This window comes from Methanohalophilus mahii DSM 5219 (assembly GCF_000025865.1).
GTDB lineage: Archaea > Halobacteriota > Methanosarcinia > Methanosarcinales > Methanosarcinaceae > Methanohalophilus > Methanohalophilus mahii.
Map to the genome: position 1 here is coordinate 398,739 of NC_014002.1, position 22,707 is coordinate 421,445.

Consider the following 22,707-nt stretch of genomic DNA (forward strand, 5'->3'; position numbering starts at 1 on the left):
TTTTCATATTATAAATGGCCGCACTCTGGGCAGTCCATCCTGCGGCATATTTTCATCCTGTCTAACGTTCCGCTCCTGCCATCCCACATTACAATATGGCCGCTATGTAAATCTTCCCGGCCAAGCAGATACTTGATCACCTCGTTTGCCTGCATCGTACCTACGATACCTGCGGTGCAACCGATGATCGGGAATATTTCTTTTGGTGGTTTTTCGGGTATGAGGCATTCGATACAAGGTGTTTTTCCCGGGATGATCGTTGTGACCTGGCCGTGGAATCCGTGGACAGCACCGTGGACCAGAGGCACACCTTTATTGATTGCCATCCTGTTGAGCAAAACCCTGGTGTCGTAGTTATCCAGGGCATCGACTATAATATCTACTCCCTGCGCTAGTTCATCCGCATTATCGGCATTGATCTCTGCATTGATTGCTTCCAGCTTTATATTGGGGTTGAGTTCACCTAGCTTCTCCTGAGCAGATAGGCTTTTGGGTTTCCCGATGTTCCGGTGCCAGTGTAATATCTGCCTGTTGAGATTGCTCAGCTCAACGGTATCCTTATCGATAAGCCGGATATGGCCGATCCCGGCAACGGCCAGGTAATTCAAAACGGGAGAGCCAAGCCCCCCGCAGCCGGCCACAAGTACGGTTGCCCCTTTGAGTTTATCTTGGCCGTCTTCTCCGATCATCATGATCTGGCGGCTGTAAAGTTCCTTATCCACATCATTCAGCATCGGGCTTTTCCTCCAGGGGCTTCAGGCCCTGTTTTTCCCTGTAGTCATTGATTGCCTTGTGGATACCTTCTTCCGCAAGCACCGAACAGTGCATTTTTACGGGGGGCAATCCCTCAAGAGCTTCGGCCACTGCCTTGTTTGTGACCTTCCAGGCCTGTTCAAGGGTTTTGCCCTTGATAAGCTCGGTTGCCATACTGCTGGAAGCAATAGCAGCCCCACATCCGAAGGTCATGAATTTGGCATCCGCAATCACATTGTCCTCTATCTTGAGGTATATTCGCATAATATCTCCGCACTGGGGGTTCCCCACTTCCCCCACCCCGTCGGCATCTTCCATTTCCCCGACGTTATGGGGATTCATGAAATGTTCCATTACTTTTTCACTGTACATCATCTGTATCACTTCCTCAGTTCCTCTGGTGTCATAGGTGACATTGCCCTGAGTCTTTTGATAATCGGTTCTATTATCTGGAGAACGTAATCCACATCATCTTCCGTATTCTCCTTACCCAGGGTCAGGCGTAGGGATCCGTGTGCGATTTCATGGGGGAATCCACAGGCAATGAGCACATGGGACGGTTCAAGGGAAGCCGAGGTGCAGGCACTGCCGGTAGAAGCTGCAATAGAGAACGAATTCAGCATCAACAGGATGGATTCCCCTTCTATGTACTCAAAGATCACGTTCACATTGTTGGGCAGGCGTTTTTCGGGATGGCCTGCAAGGTGGGTGGCCGGAATCTGCAGAAGGCCTTCTAACAACCGTGTTCTCAGCTTTTTCATGTGAGCGGCATGTTCTTCCAGTTGAGATATTGCCTGTTCGATAGCTGCGCCCATTCCCACAATACCGGGAACATTTTCTGTGCCTGCCCTTTTTTTCTTTTCCTGGGCACCCCCATGGCTATGGTTATCGATCCGGCTGCCTTTTTTGATATACAGGGCACCTACTCCCTTTGGCCCGTAGAACTTGTGGGAAGAGAGGGAGAGTAAATCCACATTCAGGGCTTCCACATCTACAGGTATCTGGCCAATCCCCTGCACTGCATCCGTGTGAAAATAGATACCCTTCTTCCGGGCTATCCTGCCGATCTCCGGGATTGGCTGAATTGTGCCGATTTCGTTGTTTGCCAGCATTACAGATATCAGGATGGTATCGCCCCGGATGGCTCTTTTTACATCCTCTGTTCTGACCTGTCCGTATTTGTCCACTGGTAGATAGGTTACCTCAAATCCCTGTTTTTCCAGCCACTGGCATGTATGCAGGACTGCATGATGTTCAATGGCGGAAGTGATTATATGGTTGCCCCGTTTCCTGTTGGCAAATGCAACGCCCTTAATAGCCCAGTTATCGGATTCGGTCCCCCCACTTGTGAAATATATCTCTTCGGTGTCCGCATTGATGGCATCGGCTACCTGCTGACGGGCTTTATCGAGCGCTTCTCTGGATATGTGGGCGATGTTGTAAGGTGAGGAGGGATTGCCAAAATTCTCGGTGAAATACGGCAACATTGTCTCTAAAACCACTGGATCCGTAAAGGTGGTGGCTGCATGGTCCAGATAGACGGTATTGCCTGTATTCTTATTATTGTTTTTCATTTTTGTCTCCGTTACTTCTCCTGTCTTCGTTATCAGTTTTCCTGTGTCATAATATATTTGTTTCACAATTGTGAATGGGTTTTAAATGTTCATATACTTTAACTTTTCGTGTACGACTCTCCTTTCTATTGGAATATCCCGATTTTGCACTTTGGATTTAATTCATTCACAATAGTGATATACCTGTAGGTTAATATCAATAGAAAATGAAGCGTGAGAATATGAAAATTGAAACTCCGTGTCAGGTTGTGGTGTGGGATGTCCTGCCCGCCATAAGGGCCGCCCTTGCAAAAGAATTGGTGGATAATGGTGTAACCCAACAGGAAGTGGCCAGGCTTTTCGGGATGGCGCCGTCAGCGGTTTCCCAGTACCTTACCAAAAAAAGGGGGTACAGGATTGAATTTGATGACAACATAAAAGTTTCCATTGCAAATCTTGCGGCCGATATCCAGAATGGTAAAGTAGATGATCTGTCGCACAGATTTTGCGACATCTGCCGCCAGCTGAGGGCGGATGACGCCTGTCCTGCTGGTGAAGACTGATTTTCCATCTTTTTTCTGTTTCTCCAGAACTTATATATACAAGAACCAACAATTCACAATTGTTAATTCACTATTGTGAATCAAGGTGAAACGTATCGGCCGGGTGGCAGAGCGGTTATGCAACCGACTGCAGATCGGTGTAGGTGAGTTCGACTCTCACCCCGGCCTTTAGGAGGATGAAAATGAAAGGTGCCAAAGACCATTTGATAGGGAAGACCTTTGAGGCCCTTTTTGAGCTGGAGGATATGCGTGAGGTCATCCGCCGTTCTCTTCCCACCGGAATGTCGGCCACGGAAGAGACAGCATTTATGGAATCTACTGCTAACCTTAAATCGGTGATCGAAGACCTCGAAAAAGGCACTTCTGAAAATCAGACCAATTTCCCCCAAATCGTTGATCGCATAGGATTGCGATACCGGGAAGAAGGAAGCATAAATATTCAGCCCATCCAGGCTGCAGGCAGACTTACACCTGAAGCCAGAAAGGCTCTCATCTCCTACGGGGATGGATATTCCACCTGTGATTCATGCCGCAAGCCTTTTCGTCTTGACAAAATTAGTCGCCCTCCGATTGCTGATTTCCATGAAGAACTGGCAGGTTTTGTGAATATGGATACTGCCCGGGTGGTTCCGGGGGCAAGGAGAGGTTTCCAGGCAGTTACATCGTCTCTTGTGGGAAAAGGGGATTCAGTAATTGTTTCATCTCTTGCTCATTATACTGAATTCCTGGCAGTTGAGGCTGCAGGAGGCAAGGTCAGGGAAATACCACTGGATCATGGCAACAAAGTGGACATTGATTCAATGGCTGAAAAGATAGAGGATGTTATCAGGGAGGACGGGAAACCTCCATCCCTGATGATGATGGACCACTATGACTACCAGTACGCAAATCAGCACGATATCAGGTCCATAGCCAAAGTTGCACATGATTATGATATACCTGTGCTCTATAACGGTGCATACACTGTGGGTGTGATGCCCGTTGATGCCAAGAAACTGGGTGCAGATTTTGTAGTTGGTTCCGGTCACAAAAGTATGGCTTCTCCTGCCCCTTCTGGAATACTGGCCACCACTGATGAATATTCGGACCTTGTCTTCCGCACAACCAGGATGAAAGGGGATGTCACGGGCCGCAAATTCGGTATCAAGGAAGTGGAGATGATGGGATGTACTCTTATGGGAGGCACCTTGCTTGCTATGATGGCATCATTTCCACATGTTAAAGAGCGTACGCAAAACTGGGATGAAGAGGTCCGCAATTCCAACCGCTTCATTGAAGAATTTTTGAAAATAGAAGGCAATAAGGTACTTTCAGAGTATCCGCGAAGGCATACACTGACAAAAGTGGATACAACACATACCTTCGATAAAGTGGCAAAGGAGCACAAACGCCGTGGATTTTTCCTGAGTGATGAACTATCCAAACTCGGGATTGTCGGCATGTTCCCGGGTGCTACCAGGGCATGGAAACTGAACACCTATGGCCTTAGCAGGGAAAAGATAGACTATCTTTCAGATGCATTTAAGGAAATAGCAGTAAAATATAACCTTAATGTCGATTGAGGTGTAAACAATGAGCAGATCAAACAATTATAATCCGGAAACCCTTTCCATACATGCAGGACAAAAGCCGGATCCCACCACAGGTTCAAGGGCTGTTCCGATTTACCAGACCACAGCCTATGTTTTTGATGATACAGAACATGCGGCAAATCTTTTTGCCCTGAAGGAATTTGGCAATATCTACACTCGCCTGATGAATCCTACCACCGATGTCTTTGAAAAAAGGATGGCTGCTATTGAAGGTGGTACTGGTTCCCTGGCTGTTTCTTCCGGAATGTCTGCTATTTCCCTTGCCCTGCTGACAATCACCCGCCTGGGTGATGAGATTGTGGCCGCCGATAACCTCTATGGTGGCACTTACCAGTTATTCAATCATACCTTCCCCAAACTGGGGCGGAGTACAACCTTTGTGGATTCGACTAATCCGGAAGCCTTCAGACAGGTTATAAATGAGAATACCAGGGCTGTGTATATCGAATCCATAGGAAATCCCAAACTCGATGTACCGGATTTTGAGGCAATTGCGGCCATTGCCCATGAGGCGGACATACCGCTGGTAGTGGACAATACAGTTGGTGTCGGACTTGTGAAACCCATTGAACACGGTGCTGATATCGTTGTCCTGTCCGCCACCAAATATGTCTGTGGCCACGGTACTTCGCTGGGAGGTGTCATTATCGATTCAGGCAATTTCGACTGGGGTAGCGGTAAATTCCCTGAGTTCACAGAACCCGATCCCAGCTACCACGGGCTTGTGTACTGGGATGCATTCAAGGACGTTCCCGGGATGGGTAACATTGCTTTTGTCCTGAAGGCCCGTGTCCAGTGGCTAAGGGATCTGGGGGCGGCAGTAAGTCCTTTTAATTCATTCCTTTTCCTTCAAGGGCTGGAGACCCTTTTCCTGCGTGTGAAAAAACATTCTGAAAATGCATTTGAGATCGCCCGTTTCCTGCAGGATCATCCGAAAGTTGCATGGGTGAATTATCCTGGATTTGAAGATCATATCAGCCATGAAAGGGCTGAGAAATATCTTGATGGAGGATTTGGCCCGATAGTTGGATTTGGTATCAAGGGAGGGCTTGAAGCCGGTAAACAATTCATTGAAAATCTGGAGCTGTTCTCCCATCTTGCCAACATAGGGGATGCAAAGAGTCTCGTTGTTCATCCCGCTTCGACTACCCACCAGCAGCTTACCCCAGAAGAACAGGCAAGTACCAGTGTTACGCCCGATTACATCCGTTTGTCCATTGGTATCGAGGATGCAAAAGACCTGATAGCAGATCTTGACCAGGCGTTGAACGAGGTGGATGTATGACCGAGAGGTCCGTAGGTTATGTGGAAACAAAACACCATCATTTAAAAGAACCCTTCAGGCTTGTTAGTGGTGATGAACTGGCAGAGGTTTCCATAGCTTATGAGACCTATGGCAAACTGAATTCTGACAAGTCCAATGTAATTCTTATATGCCATGCGCTCACCGGCGATGCCCATGCTGCCGGTTGGCATGAAGGTGATAAAAAACCGGGCTGGTGGGATATTGTAATCGGGCCGGGTAAAGCCTTTGATACCAATAAATATTTTATAATATGTTCTAACGTTCTCGGGGGATGCAAGGGAACAACAGGTCCGTCCTCCACTAACCCCCAATCCGGTTTGCCATATGGCCTGTCTTTTCCCCGTATTACTATTGAAGACATGGTGAACCTGCAACACACATTGCTTAATAATCTGGGTATTTCCAGATTATACGCAATAGCAGGGGGTTCCATGGGAGGCATGCAGGTTCTGCAATGGGCGGTATCCTATCCCGGTTTCATGAAAAGATCTATTGTGCTCGCATCCACAGCAATTTCCTCCCCTCAGCAGATAGCCTTTAATGAGGTTGCAAGGCAGGCAATAATCAGGGATCCTTATTGGAATGATGGGGATTATTATGGAGTGGAATTGCCCAAACAGGGTCTTTCCCTTGCACGCATGATCGGACACATCACTTACCTGAGTGATGATTCCATGCATGATAAGTTTGGAAGGGATATCAGGGAAAACGAAATGTTCCAGGTGGAGAGTTATCTACATCATCAGGGTGACACTTTCACCAGCCGATTTGATCCCAACTCCTATCTTTATCTTACCGGAGCAATTGACAAGTTTGATCTAAGTAATGGTTATTCCCTCGCAAAAACCTTCAGTAATATAGAATCAGAATTTATGGTCATTTCTGTATCTTCGGATTGGCTTTATCCTTCATACCAGTCCGAGGAAATAGTCCAGGCTCTGGGTTCCAATGATGTAGATGTGCAGTATCGTAAACTCATTTCACATTTTGGACATGATGCCTTTTTGTTGGAAAAAGGGCAATTAAATTATCTTCTATCCACTTTCCTGGGTCATCTCACTGTGGGGGATGTCATGTCGGAGGACGTATCGACTCTCCATGAAGGGTGTACACTTGAAGAGGCGGCGCAATTAATGATTTTGAAAAATGCAACACATATCCCTATCCTTGCAACAAGTGGGCGTATTACGGGTATAGTGACTTCCTGGGATATCACAAGGGCTGTTGCTAACAAGATAAGTTCCATCGAAAACATATTGTCACGGGATATTTTGACATCCCGTCCGGATGAAAGCCTTTCTAGTGCAGCTCTTGTAATGGAAGATCATGCAATATCGGCACTTCCTGTGGTTGATGACAGAGGTTGTCTTGTAGGTATCCTTTCCAGTGATACTATCAGCGCAATGGTGGGGAAAGGTACAAAGTGAGACGGGTGCTGTGATTTATGGCAGTTACTCTGTCCCTTTCTTTTCCTTTGTATTCGCAGGCTTTTTGAATTTATTTTTATACCACATTTTCCTGCGATAATAGTTCAGGGGATGATTAATTTTTTTGCAAAGTTCATCGGCTCCATGACAATTACCATAGGTTTTCATGGTGCTGCATGAGGGGGGAGTATATTTTGTACCAGAGGAACCGGCAATATGTTCAATCTGGTATCGTGTTTTTTCTTCATCAAAATCCGGGGATACATTGAACATGTTGATTATATCATCTATTGTCATGCCGATACCTGTCAAAAAGGAAGTCATTGCAAACCTCATTGAATGGGCAAGGTTTACCCCTGTACGAACATTATTGATAGCATAATTGATACAGGGGGGGAACAGTTTACTGTCTACCTCTCCCATCTGGCCATTTTCAACATCGCCTTTCTTTTGCTGGAGTATTTCCTTCAATCTTGACAGTGCACCTGAACAATCGGTGCAGGTCTTTTCGGGAACTTTGAGGGGGAGGCTTTCGTGAATACTTTTTTTTATTGCTTCCTGCAGCAATCGGGCAAAATCTTTTCTTTCAACAAAAACGTTGCCATGTACCATTCTCTGGTTTATCAGTTTCCACTCAATTGCTTTGAGGGTTGTGGAATATTTCAAAAAATCTGCAAAATGCAAATGGAAACCTCTTTCATGCTGTTTTGCATGGATTCCGAATTCTTCTCCTATTTCCCTGAGAAAAAAATCTTCTCTCTCTAACAGCAGGGAATATGCAGCTTCGGCCTCAGCATGAGAATATTTGCGGTTAAGGTAGGGGTCATTCAGGCAGGATACGAGTATTTTTGCATAAGGGTAGGAAAGAAGTTCTGTGAGTACCCGTCCTTCATCTGTATTTGTGAGAGAAGGTTTACGGATGCCTGAGGTCAGGGACTGGATTAATCTTTCTTCACCCCTGAGCCTGGCTGATTGGAACGCCCTTGAATTTATAAGGCGATCCAGCTCAAAATCCAGTTCTCCGACATATTGCGAAGCGGCGGATGTAAAGGGGTACAGCGCAAGTTCTGCCCTTTCCATAATTTACTCTGACTCTATTCTGGGGGCCAGCAGGTATCCAACCTTGCCCCTTCCACCTGCAATTTCAAAATTGATCTTGATAGGGAAATCATTTCCTATCTGGAGGGTTACCTCATTGGATTTAGAGGCAGGTTTCACGATGTCAGAAAGATAATCTAGGGAAAACAATGATCGTGCAGGTCCCGGTGTGATGCTTATCAGTTCATCACGGGGCATTTCCTGACGCATACGTTCTGTATCGCCTTCTGCTTCCAGGAAGAAAGTTTCTCCTTCAACTCCCATTGACATATGGTCACTTATTTTCTCGGCTGCTTTTACGGTCCTGCTGAATCCTTTACCGTTAATAACGATCTCTGCAGGCAGTTCGAGCTGGGGGATCCTGGGTTCTGCACGGATTGTAGACGGGTCAAGCAATGTAAGTGTATATGATATCCCGCCAATGCTTATGGAGAGTTTCCTTGAATCCTCTTCCAGTTTCATCTTCACTTTGTCCGTTTTTTCTGCGACACCCAATATGTCCAGAACTCTTGTAAGGTCCAATCCAATTTCGCTTTCCTCTGCCTTGTATTCATCAAAGGCATCAGCCTGAAGTTCAAAGCTGACCATGGCAACGTTGGCCGGGTCCACAGCTTTCACGCCTATACCTTCGGGTGAGATGTGTACTCGGGCTTCGTCAACCAATACAGATAATGATTCAATGGAATCTTTCAGAAGTGATGCATCAATTGTTGCCTCTAACATTTTGTCGCTCCGCCTGATTATTTTAAAATCTGAAAATCATTATACGCGACAGGTTATATAAGTTTTTATTTTGTCGGAGGATATCAGTCATATTCTCTCCAGGTGTAACTGCATTTTGTACACTTAAAGAACCTCGTCTCTGATTCATCTGCTGAACGTAGCTGTCGCATCCACCAGTATGCTTTATTATTTCCGCATTCTGGACACTGGGCAAGTGTTGTAGGTAACCCTTCATCGACATTTTCCTCAAGCACTGTAACCTCACGTTCATCACGTTTGGTTTTCGAAACCATGGTTTCTGCGCCTTCTTCCCTGCTTTTCTCATATCCACATTTGCGACACTTAAGGTCCCCGTCGCTGGGAAACATCATACTCTTACATTTTGGACAAAATTCCATCAATATCATCTCCTGCATCATTTATGATCCGCTGGTGGTCAAAAGCGAGTTCTGGCAGATTGCCGGGATCAAAACATCCAACTTCTGCAGCATCGGTATCTGCCCGGGGTTCGCCTTTGCCTACTGCCAGGTAGGCCACGGATACTGTGTGACCCCTCGGATCACGGGAAGGCTCTGAATATACACCAACCAATTTGAGTATTTCGATTAGAAGCCCTGTTTCTTCCATTACTTCTCTCTTTACCGCTTCTTCTGTGGTTTCGCCAATCTCTACAAAACCACCGGGCAGGGCAAACGATCCCCTGTAAGGTTCATTTTTCCTTCTTATAAGTACTATCTTCCCGTTTAATATGATTACGCCATCGACTGTTAGTAGGGGAGTTTTTGGTCTCATTCTGACAAAACCTTAATAGGATAGATACTATATTAATATTGGATACTTATAGGTGCTTCCAAAATGACAGACTACATTTTATTGATAGCAATAGGATTAATGATTCTTTCAGCTATCCTTCCTGGTAAATTATCCTATCGTAAACTGATAGGCGCTTTTGGATGGATTTCTTTTGGTGCGCACTGGGCTTACCAGCCAATCCATTACATGGGAATTAACGATTATTTTAATGTATTCCTTACAATAATGATTGCCTGCTTCTGTCTTATGATGGCCTATTCTATGATAGATGAATATAGGACAGGAATACTGCCTGTTACGAACCTGGATATCACCTCAATGGTGACCAGCGCTACTGCAATAGGTTCGCTTTTTTACTTCCCGTTTGCCCAGTTACCTTCACTTAATTACTGGATTATTGCTACTGTTACAGATAACATCACCTGGCTTCTTGGTGTTCTGGGCTATCAAGTTACTCAGGATGCCTGGAACCTGATCTCCTACAACGGCTATACAGTGGAGATTATCCTTGCCTGCACTGCCATTGAAAGTATTGCCCTCTTTAGCGGCCTGATCGTTTCTGTCAGGGCACCTGCTTTTAAGTTGTTCCAGGCATTTATAGTTTCAGTACCGGTTATATATATACTGAATATTTTTCGCGATGTTTTTGTTATTATAGCTTATGGGGAGCAATGGTTTGGTGCGGAAAGTTTTGAGATTGCCCACCATATGATTGCCAAGATGGGGTCGGCTTTAGCTCTATTTGTAATCGGCTATGCTGTTTTGAAGATTCTTCCCCAGCTCTTCGATCTGATTGATGGGCTTGTGTCCCTTTCAAGGTTCAGGTTAAAGGGAATTATTGATAAAATTGCAGGAAACAGGTAAATGCTTGCAAAAGGTTCTCATAGCTGGGTCTTTACGGCCTTATTGCTCACAATTGCAATGGGATTTATGTATGTAACTTCACGATTGCAGATATTTATCCCTCAATTTATGCTGGATATGCCTCTGCTGGGAGGAAATACTTTCTTTTTGAGCCTTTTTTCCGGCTGGCAAATATTCCTCTACTCCACTTTTGGGTTTGGGTTGCTGACAGTATTTTTTGTCGTCTTTTTCCGTGATCCTAAGCGGGATTCTACTCTCTGTAAAAGCTGTATCCTTGCCCCTGCCGATGGTAAAATTTCGGATATCAGGGGCCGTAAGGTTTGCATTTTCATGAACATTAACAATGTTCATGTCAACCGTGCTCCTTTTTGCGGTAAAGTTTTATCTGTAAAACACTTCAAAGGAGGCTATCTGCCGGCATTTACCAAGGATTCCTCACGCAATGAGAGAACAAATATCATGCTGCAGACATCCGCAGGAAAAATAGAAGTAACCCAGATAGCCGGTTTCCTGGCACGCCGGATAGTTACCTATGTGGAGGAAGGGGATGATGTCCTGCAGGGAGAAAAGATTGGAATGATACGGCTGGGTTCCCGGGTGGATGTTACTATCCCTGAAGGATTTGATATTTGTGTCAGTAAAGGGGATAAGGTATATGCAGGCGATACCAAAATAGCAAAAACCCCACATCATGAGAGGTAATGGATGGATATTTTCAAGGACCTTGTCCTGCCGGACATAATGACATTAACAAACGCGGTTTTCGGACTTATGGCCATCTTTGCGGCCTTCAGCGGACATATTGAGCTGGGGTTTGTTTTTGTGCTGGTTGCAGCGGTAGCTGATGGGATGGATGGTTATCTTGCACGTACCATAAGCCAGGGTCCAATGGGGGAATACCTTGATTCCCTTGCAGACGCTGTTTCTTTCGGAGTGGCTCCCTCATGCCTGGTCTTTTTAGGTGTATCAGGTCCCCTGCGTTATGCAGCGGGTCTTTTTGCCTGCCTGTATCTGGTTTGTGGGATATTGCGGCTTGCCCGTTTCAACACAAAGAAAAAAACGATCCCGGATTTTGAGGGATTGCCAATTACGGCTTCTGCTGTGGTTTTATCATCCTACGCCCTGCTTGCACCCCGATATATCTATACCTGGGTTATCTTTGGCCTGGTGGTGCTGTTGTGCTATCTGATGATCAGTGATCATCCTTATCCCAAACTTCGAGGTCCCAGGGCCATGGGTGCTGTATCAATACTCTTTTTCTCAACAATACTGTCCTATTTCCTGCTTAATTCCTATATGTGGGTATTCTCCACTATCCTGTTCCTGTCCCTGATGCTGTATCTGGAATCTCCGATAATGAGGATTCCCAGGCAGTATTATGAAAAATGAATTAAAGTGGTTTAATTAATTAAAAAAAGAAAAAGGAGATTATGTATGTTCTTCTCCCTTTCTGACCTTGAAGTTCAGGCCACGCTCATCCGCATCGACAACAACAGTATCCGATTCCATCACCTCTTTACTGACAATACGTTTGCCTACCTCGGTTTCAAGTTCGTTCTGGATGACCCTTTTCAATGGTCTTGCACCGTATGTTTCACTGTAGCCTGCATCTCCCAGGTATTTTTTCGCCCGGTCGGTGATTTCAAGATCGATCCTGCGCTCTTTAAGCCTCTGCACGAGGTCCTCTATCTTGATATCCACGATGTAGGTCAGCTGGTCCTTGGTGAGGGCGCGGAATATGGCAATCTCATCAATACGGTTGAGGAATTCCGGCCTGAAGTGTTTGGTAAGCTCGTTCATGGCCGTCTCCTGCATCTTGCTGTAGGCAACTCCTTCTTCCAGTTTGGAGATGGCATAATCCACACAGATGTTGGAGGTCATGATCACAATCGTATTCTTGAAATCCACTGTCCTGCCTTTTGAATCGGTCAGTCTTCCGTCATCAAGCAACTGGAGCATGATATTGAACACATCGTGATGGGCTTTTTCTATCTCGTCAAACAGGACGACTGAATAGGGATTCCTGCGTACGGCTTCGGTAAGCTGGCCCCCTTCATCATGGCCGATGTAGCCCGGCGGAGCACCGATAAGCCTTGCAACTGTGTGTTTTTCCATGTACTCGGACATATCAATGCGGATCATATGATCTTCGCTATCGAAAAGTTCAGTGGCAAGAGCTTTGGCGAGTTCGGTCTTACCCACACCGGTAGGTCCCAGGAAGATGAAACTGCCGATTGGCCTGCGGGGATCCTTGATACCCGCATGGGCACGAATCACAGCATCTGAGACGGCTTTTACTGCCTCATCCTGGCCGATCACTCTTTCATGCAGGCGATCTTCCAGATGCACAAGTTTATCTCTTTCTCCCTCCATGAGTTTGGTAATCGGGATTCTGGTCCACTCACTGACTACATGGGCAATGTCTTCTTCATCCACCTCTTCCTTGAGCAGCATGTTGGTCTGTTTTTCCTTCAGACGATTTTCCTCTTCCTCGTATTCATGCTGCAGGGGAACCAGGGTACCGTATTTCAGCCGGGATGCTTTTTCAAAATCGCCCTCTGTTTCTGCCAGATCCAGCTGGGTTTTTGTGTCATCTATCTGCTCTTTGAGGCTGTTCAGTTTTGCAATGGTGGCCTTCTCGTTTTCCCAGCGAGTGCGCATTGCGTCGGATTCGGCCCGGATTTCCGAGATCTCCTTCTCCAGGCTCTGCAGCCTTTCCTTTGAAGCAGCATCCTTTTCCTTTTTCAGAGCTTCCTTCTCGATCTCAAGTTGCATAAGTTTCCTGTCTGCTTCATCCAGACTGGCCGGTTTGCTGTCAATGGCAGTTTTGACCTTCGATGCTGCCTCATCCAGCAGGTCTATGGCTTTGTCAGGCAAAAACCTGTCTGAGATATACCGGTCACTCAACACGGCGGCTGCCACAAGGGCACTATCCTTTATCCGTACTCCGTGATGCACTTCATATTTCTCTTTCAGCCCTCTCAGGATAGAGATTGTGTTTTCCACATCAGGGGCATTCACCATCACCGGCATGAACCTGCGTTCCAGGGCAGCATCCTTCTCGATGTATTTCCGGTATTCATCAAGGGTGGTCGCACCTATGCAGTGCAGTTCTCCCCTGGCCAGCATCGGTTTGAGCAGGTTGCCCGCATCCATTGCACCTTCTGTGGCTCCTGCTCCTACAATGGTATGCAACTCATCGATGAACAGTATAATCAGGCCTTCGGATTCGGCCACTTCTTTCAGTACTGCCTTGAGTCTTTCCTCAAATTCTCCCCGGAACTTGGCTCCTGCTACTAGGGAACCCATATCCAGAGCCACGATACGTTTGTTCTTCATTGCATCGGGGACATCCTTTTTTGCGATACGCTGTGCCAGCCCTTCAACAATTGCGGTCTTGCCCACACCTGCCTCTCCGATTAGTACCGGGTTATTCTTCCTGCGGCGGGACAGTATTTCTATCGTATGCCTGATCTCATGGTCCCTGCCTATTACCGGGTCAAGTTTTCCCTGGTTGGCAAGTTCTGTAAAATCGATACCGTATTTTTCCAGAGGTTCATATGTATCCTCCGGGTTTTCTGATGTCACTCTGCGGTTCCCCCTGATTTCCTTGATCGCCTGTTTCAGGCGTTGTTCATCTGCCCCGAATTCCTCGAGCAGTTTCTTGCTGTAACTGTCCTTTTCCCGGACCAGGGATACCAGTATGTGCTCTACACTGGTATATTCATCATTCATCTTACTCGCAAGGGTTGCAGCATTATCCAGTACCCGGATGGCTTTCTGGGTGAAGTAAACATTCTCGCTTCCCGGACCTGATACCTGCCCAAGCCCTGACATGTGTTTTTCGAGTTGTTCTTTAACCATTGCACTGGAAATGTTCATTCTCTCAAGCAGAGACGGCACAAGTCCTTCCCTTTGTTCCAGAAGGGAAAGGAACAGATGCTCCGAATCAATCTGCTGATGATAATATCTTGCAGCAATGGTTCGGGAATTTTGTATTGCCTCCTGGGCTTTCTGTGTGAAATTATTCAGGTCCATACTGATCCTCCATTATTTAATTCAATATTTCAGGGCTTTATACTTTTGGAGTGTTTTTCTGAAGACATTCTTCCCCCAAAGAGTAATGCCTCAAAAAAAGCCCTGCAAGATGGCAGGGCTTGTCCGATGCCATCAGATTATTATTGCAGGTGCATTTTCATCCTTTTCCTCATCGTATTCAGCGACAAGGGCTTCGGTGGAGAGTACCATTCCTGCAATTGAAGCTGCATTTTGTAAGCCGCTCCTGACTACTTTGGTCGGGTCGATTACACCTGCATTGTAAAGGTTTTCAACGATTCCTTTCTTGGCATTGTAACCGACTTCTTCGTCCGCTTCGGCTTTGATAAGAGCTATTACCTCCGCTCCTTCCTTGCCTGCATTGTGTGCTATCTGGCGCAGGGGTGCTTCTAGGGCCTTTTTCACGATGTTGGCACCTACCATCTGGTCTTCTTCGAGTTCAATTTTTTCCAGATATGGAATTGCATGGAACAGGGTCACTCCTCCACCGGCAACTACTCCCTCTTCAACGGCGGCTTTTGTGGCATTGAGGGCATCGTCGATCCTCATCTTCTTTTCTTCGAGTTCGGTTTCGGTTGCAGCACCCACTTTGATTACTGCCACGCCACCGCCGAGTTTGGCCAATCTCTTCTGCAGTTCCTTCTTCTTGTATTCAGCATCAGTGATATTTATCTGGGACTCTATCATTTCCATACGGCTTTCGATGGCATTTTTGTCCCCTTTGCCTTCGATGATAGTAGTCTTCTGCTTGTCCACACTGACCTTGTGGGCACTTCCGAGCATATCGTCGGTAACATCCTCGAGTTTCATTCCCTTGTCTTCACTGACAACAGTTCCGCCTGTCAGGGCGGCCAGGTCTTCCAGCATGTCCTTCTGGTCGTTACCAAATCCAGGGGCCTTGACTGCACTGACTTTGAGGGACCCTCTCATAATATTTAGAATAAGGGCTGCCTGTGCATCTCCTTCTACATCCTGTGCGACAATCAGGAGGGGCTTTCCTTCCTGTGCGACCTTTTCGAGCACAGGTACAATCTGGTTTACATTATTGATTTTCTTGTCTGTAAGGAGGATATATGGATTCTCAAGTTCACAAACCATTTTTTCCTGATCGGTTGCCATATAAGGTGAGACATATCCTCTGTCAAACTGCATACCTTCAACAACTTCTAAGGATGTCTCCATTGTTTTGGAGTCGTCTACGGTAATTACACCATTGTAACCGACCCTGTCCATAGCATCGGATATCAGTTTGCCTATTTCCTCATCATTGTTGGCAGAAATTGTTCCTACCTGTATGATCCTTTCCCTGTCCTTTACTTCCTTGCTTTGGGTCTGCAGGTATTCAACTACTTTAGCGGTTGCTTTATCGATTCCCCTTTTGATCTCAATGGGATTAGCGCCTGCTGTGATATTGCGTATGCCTTCACTGATCATTGCCTGTGCGAGCAATGTTGCTGTAGTTGTCCCGTCGCCGGTATTATCCTGTGTGCGTGAAGCAACTTCCTTGACAAGCTTTGCCCCCATATTTTCAAACTTGTCCTTCAGTTCGATTTCTTTGGCAATTGTGACACCGTCATTGGTAACTGTAGGGTTGCCAGATTTATCAAGCACGACATTTCTTCCCTTGGGCCCAAGAGTTACTTTAACGGTGTTGGATACTTTGTCGATACCTGCCAGTAAGGCCTGTCTGGCGTTTTCGTCGAAAGTTATCTGTTTAGTAGTCATTTATATCCCCCGATAATTTATTCTTCAACTATAGCAAGTACGTCCTTGAAATCTATGAATAGGTATTTCTCTCCGTCCATTTCCATTTCATCACTCTGGAAACCACCATAGATGATATGATCACCTTTTTTAACCGGTAATTCTTTGCCGTCTTCATATGTGCCTACGGCCACAACATTTCCTTCTTTTTTCTCTTTCTGGGCACTTTCCGGGATGTATATTCCTCCGGAAGTGACCTCCTCTTCCTTTATGGGTTTGATCAGAACTCTTTCTCCAACTGGTTTTACATTCATGTTTATCCTCCTGGCCTTTTTCAGACTGACTCGGTCAGTATGGAATCTTAATGGTGGATATAATATTTAAAATTTTTCCTTTTTATAGGAATTATATGCGTTTTGTAGATATCATTTATACATAACACAGTTATTTTTATATACTATGATTCTGTTAATCATCTCTTATGAGCCGGCAGATTATTTTGTTAAATCTGGAAAAACCCAGGGAAAAAGATCCTGAAAAGGATTTGCACTGGTTATGTGATAGCTTTGGACTGTCTTCGGGAAGGGATGTAGAAAACACGGCAAATCAGATCGTAATGACCTTGCTTGATAACATTGCCGAGAATGAACGTGTTTCATCGGAAATGATAGCTGAGGCTCTTGGCATAAATCTCTCCCGTGTTAATCACCATGTAAGGAATTTGGTAAAGGCAGGACTTGTTTACCGTGAAAAACGCCTGCTTTATCTCAGGGGGGGAAGTTTGAAGGCAGCAGTACATGAAATGCGCAAAGACTCCGAGAGGATGTTTGATGAACTGGAAGTCATAGCTTCAGAGATTGACAGGCAAAAAGGTATCAGTAACCGTTGAATAATCTGTTTTGTCGTATCCAGTTTGTAAATTACTGTATTTAATTTCCATACTTTTTCTTCGGTATATCAGTTTATTTTATATGGGTAGATATTAAGATACTTGTCTATGGCAGGATATGTTGGCCAGAATAAATTTAGGGATTATTCAAATATTGTCGTGTAATACATGAATAAGAAAAATGCGAAACCTATGATAATTGAAATGGAAAAGGTCACAGTTTGCAAAAAAGGTAATATATTACTGGACAATTTCTCTCTTAATATTAAAACTGGAGAAAATGTTGCGATTATAGGTCCAAATGGAGCAGGCAAATCCTCTTTTATCAGAACGGTTACAGGAGATCTACGTCCTCTTCACTCGGAAAAAACATTTGTCCGCTTATTTGGAAAGGAGCGCTGGAATGTTTTCGGGTTGCGCAATAAAATGGGTATAATCAGCGGTGACTTGCAGGACGAATATATGCGTAATATTCCGGGAATCGAGGTAGTAGTATCTGGTTTTTTTAGCAGCATAGGCCTCTATCGCAATCATTCTATTAGCCGGGATATGAAAAGGCGTGCCCATGAGGTGCTCGGCTTTCTTGGCATTGAATATCTTGCCTTACGTCCCATAAACGAAATGTCAACAGGACAGGCCCGCAGGCTACTGGTTGCCAGGGCACTTGTGCATGACCCTGATGTACTGATACTGGATGAACCTACAAACAGCTTAGATCTCAGGGCACGGCATATTTTCAGGCAGTCCATGCGCACGATTGCCTCAAAGGGTAAAAACATAATTCTTGTGACACACAATCTCGAAGACCTCATCCCTGAAATTGACAAGGTGGTCCTGCTCAGTGAAGGAAGTGTATACAGGGATGGGCCAATGGATGAAATATTAACTGCCGAAAACCTGTCTGATATATTTGGAGTACAGGTGCAGGTTTTCTCTGAAGGTGGTTACTATCACGTCTGGTGATTATCCACGTATCATGGACTGGATTTCTGAACTGACTGTAGGGAACACATAAACCACTTTCTTGAACTGGGAAAGTGTCAGTCCAAGCCTAATTGCCATTGCAAAGATATTAATCACTTCTTCCGAATGGGACCCCAGTATGTGAGCGCCTGCAATCTTTTGGCTTTCTTTTTCTATGATGACCTTTGAGGCTGCATAGTTTTCCGAAAGGCGCCTGCTGTTATACCAATGACTGCGATCATGGATCAGGACTTCATACCTGTCAGTAGATTCGGACAGGCTAATACCTACACTTGAGAGAGGAGGCAGGGTAAATACCGTGGAGGGAATACCGGTATAATCCACGGTTTTGACATTTCCTTTTATCATATTGTCTGCTGCAGTAGTTCCCTGCAAACTTGCAACAGGAGTTAAAGGAGCTCCGGGCTTTACACAATCTCCGGCTGCATATACATAAGGGTTGGAGACACTTTGCATGTAATCATTCGTCTCCACGAATCCGTCTTTGGTCTCAACATTTCCCTTTTCAAGTTCCATTCCCTCAAGGGCTGCAATCCTGCCGGAACCGTTGACAACCAGGTCACATTCAATTCGGGATTCTTTCCCCTCACGATTCCTGGTATTCACAGTAAATCCAGATGAAGTACTTTCAACAGAGCTGACCGAGATACCGGTATTGACATTTATGCCGGCTTCTTCGGAAGCTTTTACCAGCAATTTGACCATATCCCTGTCAAATTGTTTGAGCACTTCGCTTCTTTGTAAGATAGTTACCTGACTTCCTGCCCGGGCAGCGATATGGGCCAATTCAAATGAAATATAACCACCACCCACAAAGACAATTTTACGGGGCAATTCATCGAGATTGAGAAATTGCTCACTTGTAATCAGGTTTTCTTCGCCCTTAATTCCGGTTTTTCGGGGCACTGAGCCAGGTGCAATCAGAATGTGTTTGCCCTTTAGGATTGTATCTGCTATTTTCACTTCGTTTTTGGAAACAAACTTTGCCCCGCCATGGTAGGTGTCAATATCCATATTTGTGAACTTTTCTTCCTTGTTCTGAGGGAAATTATCTACAAAAGTTTGTTTAAAGTCCATTAACTTATTCCAGTTCACGGAAGATTGTGGCATGATTCCCAGTTTGTTGAAACGATTTACCTGTTCAACAGTTTCGGCAACACCCACAAGTACTTTTTTTGGTACACATCCTCGAAGTGCACATGTCCCCCCATATTCCCTGATATCTGTAATCGCGATCTTCATCCCTGCCGCAGATGCCTTGTTCGCACAAACGGTACCTGCTACGCCTGTCCCTATGATTACAATGTCATATTCTCTGGCCATTTCCTTCAACCCTCTGGGGAAAATTAGGCGGTTGGAAGATAAATGGCTATCGCAAATCGAAGTTTAAAAATCAAAAAGAGTCTTCTGGGATTTGGCAGGTTTTGGATTATCCTTTTCCTTTCCGTCCATTTGATTTTCTTCTGCAGGATCTTTTTCTGCTGAAAACATGGAATCAAGGGTTGATTGTCCATTGTCTTTTTCGGGAGCATGCATGAATACGTCGATATCTTCATCTTCCTTTTCATGCATCATTTCCCGGGAAGCATCATAGATTTTCTGGATCTTCTTGGTTACCTTTTTGCTTTCAGTCAGGTAAGCAATCTCATCTACATCGAGTTCAAGGGTATATGCTGCATCAACTGCATAGTCCTCGTTTTTGAGTAAAAGTCCGTACATTCGAAGCAGGTCTATACGACAATCCCGGATTGGCTCATTGCAGTGTAATCCCACTTTTGCAGCTATGTTATCCCTCATGTTTCGTTTGGAGCGCAGTTGGCCCATCCGTCTCCACATGGAGGGGGGTTGTAACTTGCGGAAACCGGAATGGGAGTGTTTCTTTGCCATTGCCGTTCCTCCGCTTAACAGGAATCCGGCATATCTCCAGAGTCCGTAGTTCTGCCGCAACCGTACCCTGCCAAGATATGTATCAGCTCTTGAAAGATTCTGATAGGCGGCTGTAATGTCTTCATTTATTGTTTCATCCTTGTCCAGATACTGGTTGGGAAGGTTCTCGTCCACCCACTGAATAAGGTCTTCAGGTGTTTCATCCAGGGAAAAGGTTGCCCTGTAGGCTTCAATCGGCTCTCTGCCTTTGAAAACTTTGGTAAGTACTTTGAAAATAGATTCTTTTGTATCCCTTTCGGCTGTTGTGACATCCGCAACTTCTATCTCTTTTTTATCTGTTGCTGTTGCCTGCAGATCTTTTATGGCACTTCTGAGGTCACCGCCTGTATTTTCAGCGATTTTTTCCAGCACGCCTGTACCACACATAATCCCTTCCATTTTGCATATCTTTTTCAATGCGGGCAGGATGGAGCGCTGGGGGATAGGATTGAATTTTATGTTCACACAATGAGAACGCAGGGTCGATGAGAGGGCATACAGGTCATTGGCAATGAGTATAATAGGTTGATTGGATTTCTTGATAACATTCGTAATGGCCCGGGTCCCTCCCCTGTCAGCCGATCCGTGCATATTATCTGCTTCATCCAGTATAATGAGGCGCTTTTGTATCCCTGTAAGTGTACTCATACGTGAAGCAGAACCAGCCACCTTCTCGATAATCCCGGCAGTCCGCTGGTCACTGGCGTTCATCTCGATAATTTCCCACCCCATCTCATTTCCCAGGGCATGGGCAGCTGATGTCTTTCCAACACCGGCAGGTCCACTCAATATGGCTGCTTTTTTTTCAGGAACTCCGTGCTCCCATTCTTCTTCCCAGTCACGGAGGGCCTGCAGGGGTTTATTGTTCCCCACAACATCTGCCAGTTTGGCAGGACGGTATTTTTCTGCCCAATCTTGCGCTATTGTCATCTGTGACCTCACCTATATTAAAGCGAAAACTAATTAATAATTGTGTTGTTTGTTGATTGTTTAACTTTGCATATTAATGAGGGCGGGCATGCAGAAAAAAACAGACGGATTGCTGGATATCATACGTACAAGGGCTCTTGATAATTGTCCCCGGGTTGCACTGGGTGTGCGCAATCCCACTCCCAAACTGATCCAGAGTGCAGAAAAAGCCGAGGTTGAAGGTTATGCCAGGGTGGTTCTTGTAGGCGACCAGCGTGATATATCGGCAATCGGGACAAACCTTGAAGTGATCGATACCCCGCAACCGGAAGAAGTTCTCGGCAGTCTGCTTGCATCCGGGGATGTTGATGCTGCTGTAAGGGGCACGGCAAAAGCCTCTGGTACCCTGTCCCACCTCAAAGAGATACTCGGCATCGAAAAATTATATAGGGTTGCTTTCCTGCTAACTCATGACAATAATCCATTTTTCCTTGCACCTGTGGGTATCGATGAAGGCCACTCCCTTTCCGATAAAATAGAGCTTGTAAAAAGAAGTGCTGCATATATCCGCAGGTTTGGTATCGAGCCTGAGGTTGGCATCCTGTCGGGAGGGCGTATGGGGGACCTTGGCCGGGACGAACGTGTGGATCGCACCCTGGCGGATGCGGATTTTCTGGCAAACCGATTAAATGATGCAGGAATAGATGCGAAACATTACACGATCCTTATAGAGGATGCCATCAGGGAATCTAACTTCATCCTTGCCCCGGATGGCATATCAGGTAATCTTATCTTCCGTTCACTCGTATTTCTGGGAGGGGGCAATGGAATAGGGGCACCCGTACTTATGGACAGGCATGTGTTTATTGACACATCCCGGGTGGGGGGTCATTATACCCTGGCCATAATGCTTGCCGCATCTCTTGTTTCTAACAAAAGGGAGGTTGTGTAAGTTGGATACAGTTTCAGAAAAATGGCCTGTTACAAAAGGAGATTTCAGTGCAGGCAATACTAAATCCTGTATTGCTGTGGTAACCCTTGCAAGTTCGATGCCTCTGTTCGAAAAAGCAGCGATCTGGGGTAGTTGCAAAACGGAAAATCTGGGGGCTGAGAAAGTTGTAATGAATGTTGTTTCCAACTGCAATATCAGGTACGTGCTTCTCTGTGGTGGTGAATCCCGGGGTCATCTTGCCGGGCAGACCCTGAAAGCCCTTTACGAAAACGGTATTGATGAAGATGGCAGAATTCTGGGTTCAGAGGGGGCGATTCCCTTTATTGAGAACCTGGAAATTGAAACCATTCAGCGTTTCCGCCAGCAGGTGGAACTTATAGATCGTATCGGGCTTACTGATCTTGATGAAATATGCTCGATTGTTGATAATTATCATGATTCGGAGAAGCCCTTTGAAGCTTTTCCTGTATCCTTTAGAAAAGCTGTCAGGAAATACCAGGCACCTGAATCCATAGGTGCTGATATAGTTATCAGTGAAAAAGTGGTTATGGATGCTTTTTCCGGCTTAATTTACGAGATTGCTTGAGGTTTTCAA

Annotated in this window: 23 protein-coding genes and 1 tRNA gene; 12 read left to right on the forward strand and 12 right to left on the reverse strand. The window is 45.6% G+C overall.

Features of this window, described 5'->3' with window-relative positions; all coding sequences use genetic code 11:
* Positions 1-8: 8 nt before the first annotated feature.
* From MMAH_RS01870 to nifS, 3 genes are read right to left on the reverse strand one after another with little or no spacing between them, the layout of a single operon-like run.
* Positions 9-734 carry a HesA/MoeB/ThiF family protein gene (locus MMAH_RS01870; protein ID WP_013036855.1) on the reverse strand — a complete coding sequence of 242 codons (726 nt, stop codon included), beginning with the start codon at positions 732-734 and terminating at the stop codon, positions 9-11.
* Complete coding sequence (gene nifU, locus MMAH_RS01875; protein ID WP_013036856.1) at positions 724-1,128, reverse strand: Fe-S cluster assembly scaffold protein NifU; 405 nt, start codon at positions 1,126-1,128, stop codon at positions 724-726. The genes MMAH_RS01870 and nifU overlap by 11 nt, the downstream gene beginning before the upstream one ends.
* 5 nt (positions 1,129-1,133) lie before the next feature.
* Positions 1,134-2,327 carry a cysteine desulfurase NifS gene (nifS, locus tag MMAH_RS01880; protein WP_013036857.1) on the reverse strand — a complete coding sequence of 398 codons (1,194 nt, stop codon included), beginning with the start codon at positions 2,325-2,327 and terminating at the stop codon, positions 1,134-1,136.
* 206 nt (positions 2,328-2,533) lie between these two features.
* Here nifS and MMAH_RS01885 point away from each other — a divergent pair, with 206 nt between their 5' ends.
* From MMAH_RS01885 to metX, 5 genes are all read left to right on the forward strand, one after another.
* Positions 2,534-2,869: a transcriptional regulator gene (locus MMAH_RS01885; protein WP_013036858.1), complete on the forward strand. Its 336-nt coding sequence runs from the start codon at positions 2,534-2,536 to the stop codon at positions 2,867-2,869.
* Between the two features lie 97 nt (positions 2,870-2,966).
* Positions 2,967-3,037, forward strand: a tRNA-Cys gene (locus MMAH_RS01890).
* A 14-nt stretch (positions 3,038-3,051) separates the two neighbouring features.
* Positions 3,052-4,431: an O-phospho-L-seryl-tRNA:Cys-tRNA synthase gene (pscS, locus tag MMAH_RS01895; RefSeq protein WP_013036859.1), complete on the forward strand. Its 1,380-nt coding sequence runs from the start codon at positions 3,052-3,054 to the stop codon at positions 4,429-4,431.
* A gap of 10 nt (positions 4,432-4,441) precedes the next feature.
* A complete protein-coding gene (locus MMAH_RS01900) occupies positions 4,442-5,746 on the forward strand; it encodes an O-acetylhomoserine aminocarboxypropyltransferase/cysteine synthase family protein (RefSeq protein WP_013036860.1) in 1,305 nt (434 codons plus the stop codon).
* Positions 5,743-7,194, forward strand: a complete 1,452-nt coding sequence (gene metX / locus MMAH_RS01905) for a homoserine O-acetyltransferase MetX (RefSeq protein ID WP_013036861.1) — start codon at positions 5,743-5,745, stop codon at positions 7,192-7,194. Before MMAH_RS01900 ends, metX begins: the two co-directional genes overlap by 4 nt.
* A 24-nt stretch (positions 7,195-7,218) precedes the next feature.
* On the opposite strand, the gene priL is transcribed toward metX, so the two are convergent.
* The 4 genes from priL to MMAH_RS01925 all read right to left on the reverse strand — a co-directional run bounded on the left by priL (position 7,219) and on the right by MMAH_RS01925 (position 9,807).
* Positions 7,219-8,274 carry a DNA primase regulatory subunit PriL gene (gene priL, locus MMAH_RS01910; protein ID WP_013036862.1) on the reverse strand — a complete coding sequence of 352 codons (1,056 nt, stop codon included), beginning with the start codon at positions 8,272-8,274 and terminating at the stop codon, positions 7,219-7,221.
* Positions 8,275-8,277: 3 nt separating this feature from the next.
* Positions 8,278-9,015: a DNA polymerase sliding clamp gene (locus MMAH_RS01915; protein ID WP_013036863.1), complete on the reverse strand. Its 738-nt coding sequence runs from the start codon at positions 9,013-9,015 to the stop codon at positions 8,278-8,280.
* Between the two features lie 83 nt (positions 9,016-9,098).
* Positions 9,099-9,413 (reverse strand): transcription factor S, encoded by a 315-nt coding sequence (locus MMAH_RS01920; RefSeq protein WP_013036864.1) that lies wholly within the window; start codon positions 9,411-9,413, stop codon positions 9,099-9,101.
* On the reverse strand, positions 9,391-9,807 hold the full coding sequence (locus MMAH_RS01925; RefSeq protein ID WP_013036865.1) for an NUDIX domain-containing protein: 417 nt from the start codon (positions 9,805-9,807) through the stop codon (positions 9,391-9,393). The genes MMAH_RS01920 and MMAH_RS01925 overlap by 23 nt, the downstream gene beginning before the upstream one ends.
* Positions 9,808-9,870: 63 nt before the next feature.
* On the opposite strand from MMAH_RS01925, the gene artA reads away from it, so the two are divergent.
* Genes artA through MMAH_RS01940 form a run of 3 tightly spaced genes read left to right on the forward strand, consistent with a single transcriptional unit; the run spans position 9,871 to position 12,081 of the window.
* Positions 9,871-10,692 carry an archaeosortase A gene (gene artA, locus MMAH_RS01930; protein ID WP_013036866.1) on the forward strand — a complete coding sequence of 274 codons (822 nt, stop codon included), beginning with the start codon at positions 9,871-9,873 and terminating at the stop codon, positions 10,690-10,692.
* Positions 10,693-11,394, forward strand: coding sequence for a phosphatidylserine decarboxylase (locus MMAH_RS01935; RefSeq protein ID WP_013036867.1), 702 nt, complete (start codon positions 10,693-10,695; stop codon positions 11,392-11,394).
* A 3-nt stretch (positions 11,395-11,397) separates the two neighbouring features.
* Positions 11,398-12,081, forward strand: a complete 684-nt coding sequence (locus tag MMAH_RS01940) for an archaetidylserine synthase (protein WP_013036868.1) — start codon at positions 11,398-11,400, stop codon at positions 12,079-12,081.
* A gap of 39 nt (positions 12,082-12,120) precedes the next feature.
* Here MMAH_RS01940 and clpB read toward each other — a convergent pair whose 3' ends face one another.
* From clpB to groES, 3 genes are all read right to left on the reverse strand, one after another.
* Positions 12,121-14,730 carry an ATP-dependent chaperone ClpB gene (gene clpB, locus MMAH_RS01945; RefSeq protein WP_013036869.1) on the reverse strand — a complete coding sequence of 870 codons (2,610 nt, stop codon included), beginning with the start codon at positions 14,728-14,730 and terminating at the stop codon, positions 12,121-12,123.
* 132 nt (positions 14,731-14,862) lie between these two features.
* Positions 14,863-16,473, reverse strand: coding sequence for a chaperonin GroEL (gene groL / locus MMAH_RS01950; RefSeq protein WP_013036870.1), 1,611 nt, complete (start codon positions 16,471-16,473; stop codon positions 14,863-14,865).
* A gap of 17 nt (positions 16,474-16,490) precedes the next feature.
* Entirely contained in the window at positions 16,491-16,766 is a 276-nt protein-coding gene (groES, locus tag MMAH_RS01955) for a co-chaperone GroES (RefSeq protein ID WP_013036871.1), read from the reverse strand.
* 167 nt (positions 16,767-16,933) lie between these two features.
* Between groES and MMAH_RS01960 the strand changes: the two genes are divergently transcribed.
* The gene (locus tag MMAH_RS01960; protein WP_013036872.1) at positions 16,934-17,341 is read left to right on the forward strand and encodes a MarR family transcriptional regulator; all 408 of its coding nucleotides are present in this window, start codon (positions 16,934-16,936) and stop codon (positions 17,339-17,341) included.
* Between the two features lie 192 nt (positions 17,342-17,533).
* Positions 17,534-18,304: an ABC transporter ATP-binding protein gene (locus MMAH_RS01965; RefSeq protein WP_245526240.1), complete on the forward strand. Its 771-nt coding sequence runs from the start codon at positions 17,534-17,536 to the stop codon at positions 18,302-18,304.
* On the opposite strand, the gene MMAH_RS01970 is transcribed toward MMAH_RS01965, so the two are convergent.
* Positions 18,305-19,648 (reverse strand): dihydrolipoyl dehydrogenase family protein, encoded by a 1,344-nt coding sequence (locus tag MMAH_RS01970; RefSeq protein WP_013036874.1) that lies wholly within the window; start codon positions 19,646-19,648, stop codon positions 18,305-18,307.
* 63 nt (positions 19,649-19,711) lie between these two features.
* Positions 19,712-21,181, reverse strand: a complete 1,470-nt coding sequence (locus tag MMAH_RS01975; protein WP_013036875.1) for a replication factor C large subunit — start codon at positions 21,179-21,181, stop codon at positions 19,712-19,714.
* Positions 21,182-21,269: 88 nt separating this feature from the next.
* Between MMAH_RS01975 and mtxX the strand changes: the two genes are divergently transcribed.
* Together mtxX and MMAH_RS01985 are read left to right on the forward strand one after the other, a co-directional pair.
* Complete coding sequence (gene mtxX, locus MMAH_RS01980) at positions 21,270-22,112, forward strand: methanogenesis marker protein Mmp4/MtxX (protein ID WP_013036876.1); 843 nt, start codon at positions 21,270-21,272, stop codon at positions 22,110-22,112.
* A gap of 1 nt (position 22,113) precedes the next feature.
* On the forward strand, positions 22,114-22,698 hold the full coding sequence (locus MMAH_RS01985) for a tetrahydromethanopterin S-methyltransferase subunit A (RefSeq protein WP_013036877.1): 585 nt from the start codon (positions 22,114-22,116) through the stop codon (positions 22,696-22,698).
* The last annotated feature ends 9 nt before the right edge of the window (positions 22,699-22,707 follow it).

What these genes read in the sequence shown, in the direction of transcription:
- MMAH_RS01870 (WP_013036855.1), bottom strand. Translation starts at nt 734, where the DNA reads ATGCTGAATGATGTGGATAAGGAACTTTACAGCCGCCAGATCATGATG.
- nifU (WP_013036856.1), bottom strand. Translation starts at nt 1,128, where the DNA reads ATGATGTACAGTGAAAAAGTAATGGAACATTTCATGAATCCCCATAAC.
- nifS (WP_013036857.1), bottom strand. Translation starts at nt 2,327, where the DNA reads ATGAAAAACAATAATAAGAATACAGGCAATACCGTCTATCTGGACCAT.
- MMAH_RS01885 (WP_013036858.1), top strand. Translation starts at nt 2,534, where the DNA reads ATGAAGCGTGAGAATATGAAAATTGAAACTCCGTGTCAGGTTGTGGTG.
- pscS (WP_013036859.1), top strand. Translation starts at nt 3,052, where the DNA reads ATGAAAGGTGCCAAAGACCATTTGATAGGGAAGACCTTTGAGGCCCTT.
- MMAH_RS01900 (WP_013036860.1), top strand. Translation starts at nt 4,442, where the DNA reads ATGAGCAGATCAAACAATTATAATCCGGAAACCCTTTCCATACATGCA.
- metX (WP_013036861.1), top strand. Translation starts at nt 5,743, where the DNA reads ATGACCGAGAGGTCCGTAGGTTATGTGGAAACAAAACACCATCATTTA.
- priL (WP_013036862.1), bottom strand. Translation starts at nt 8,274, where the DNA reads ATGGAAAGGGCAGAACTTGCGCTGTACCCCTTTACATCCGCCGCTTCG.
- MMAH_RS01915 (WP_013036863.1), bottom strand. Translation starts at nt 9,015, where the DNA reads ATGTTAGAGGCAACAATTGATGCATCACTTCTGAAAGATTCCATTGAA.
- MMAH_RS01920 (WP_013036864.1), bottom strand. Translation starts at nt 9,413, where the DNA reads ATGGAATTTTGTCCAAAATGTAAGAGTATGATGTTTCCCAGCGACGGG.
- MMAH_RS01925 (WP_013036865.1), bottom strand. Translation starts at nt 9,807, where the DNA reads ATGAGACCAAAAACTCCCCTACTAACAGTCGATGGCGTAATCATATTA.
- artA (WP_013036866.1), top strand. Translation starts at nt 9,871, where the DNA reads ATGACAGACTACATTTTATTGATAGCAATAGGATTAATGATTCTTTCA.
- MMAH_RS01935 (WP_013036867.1), top strand. Translation starts at nt 10,693, where the DNA reads ATGCTTGCAAAAGGTTCTCATAGCTGGGTCTTTACGGCCTTATTGCTC.
- MMAH_RS01940 (WP_013036868.1), top strand. Translation starts at nt 11,398, where the DNA reads ATGGATATTTTCAAGGACCTTGTCCTGCCGGACATAATGACATTAACA.
- clpB (WP_013036869.1), bottom strand. Translation starts at nt 14,730, where the DNA reads ATGGACCTGAATAATTTCACACAGAAAGCCCAGGAGGCAATACAAAAT.
- groL (WP_013036870.1), bottom strand. Translation starts at nt 16,473, where the DNA reads ATGACTACTAAACAGATAACTTTCGACGAAAACGCCAGACAGGCCTTA.
- groES (WP_013036871.1), bottom strand. Translation starts at nt 16,766, where the DNA reads ATGAATGTAAAACCAGTTGGAGAAAGAGTTCTGATCAAACCCATAAAG.
- MMAH_RS01960 (WP_013036872.1), top strand. Translation starts at nt 16,934, where the DNA reads ATGAGCCGGCAGATTATTTTGTTAAATCTGGAAAAACCCAGGGAAAAA.
- MMAH_RS01965 (WP_245526240.1), top strand. Translation starts at nt 17,534, where the DNA reads ATGATAATTGAAATGGAAAAGGTCACAGTTTGCAAAAAAGGTAATATA.
- MMAH_RS01970 (WP_013036874.1), bottom strand. Translation starts at nt 19,648, where the DNA reads ATGGCCAGAGAATATGACATTGTAATCATAGGGACAGGCGTAGCAGGT.
- MMAH_RS01975 (WP_013036875.1), bottom strand. Translation starts at nt 21,181, where the DNA reads ATGACAATAGCGCAAGATTGGGCAGAAAAATACCGTCCTGCCAAACTG.
- mtxX (WP_013036876.1), top strand. Translation starts at nt 21,270, where the DNA reads ATGCAGAAAAAAACAGACGGATTGCTGGATATCATACGTACAAGGGCT.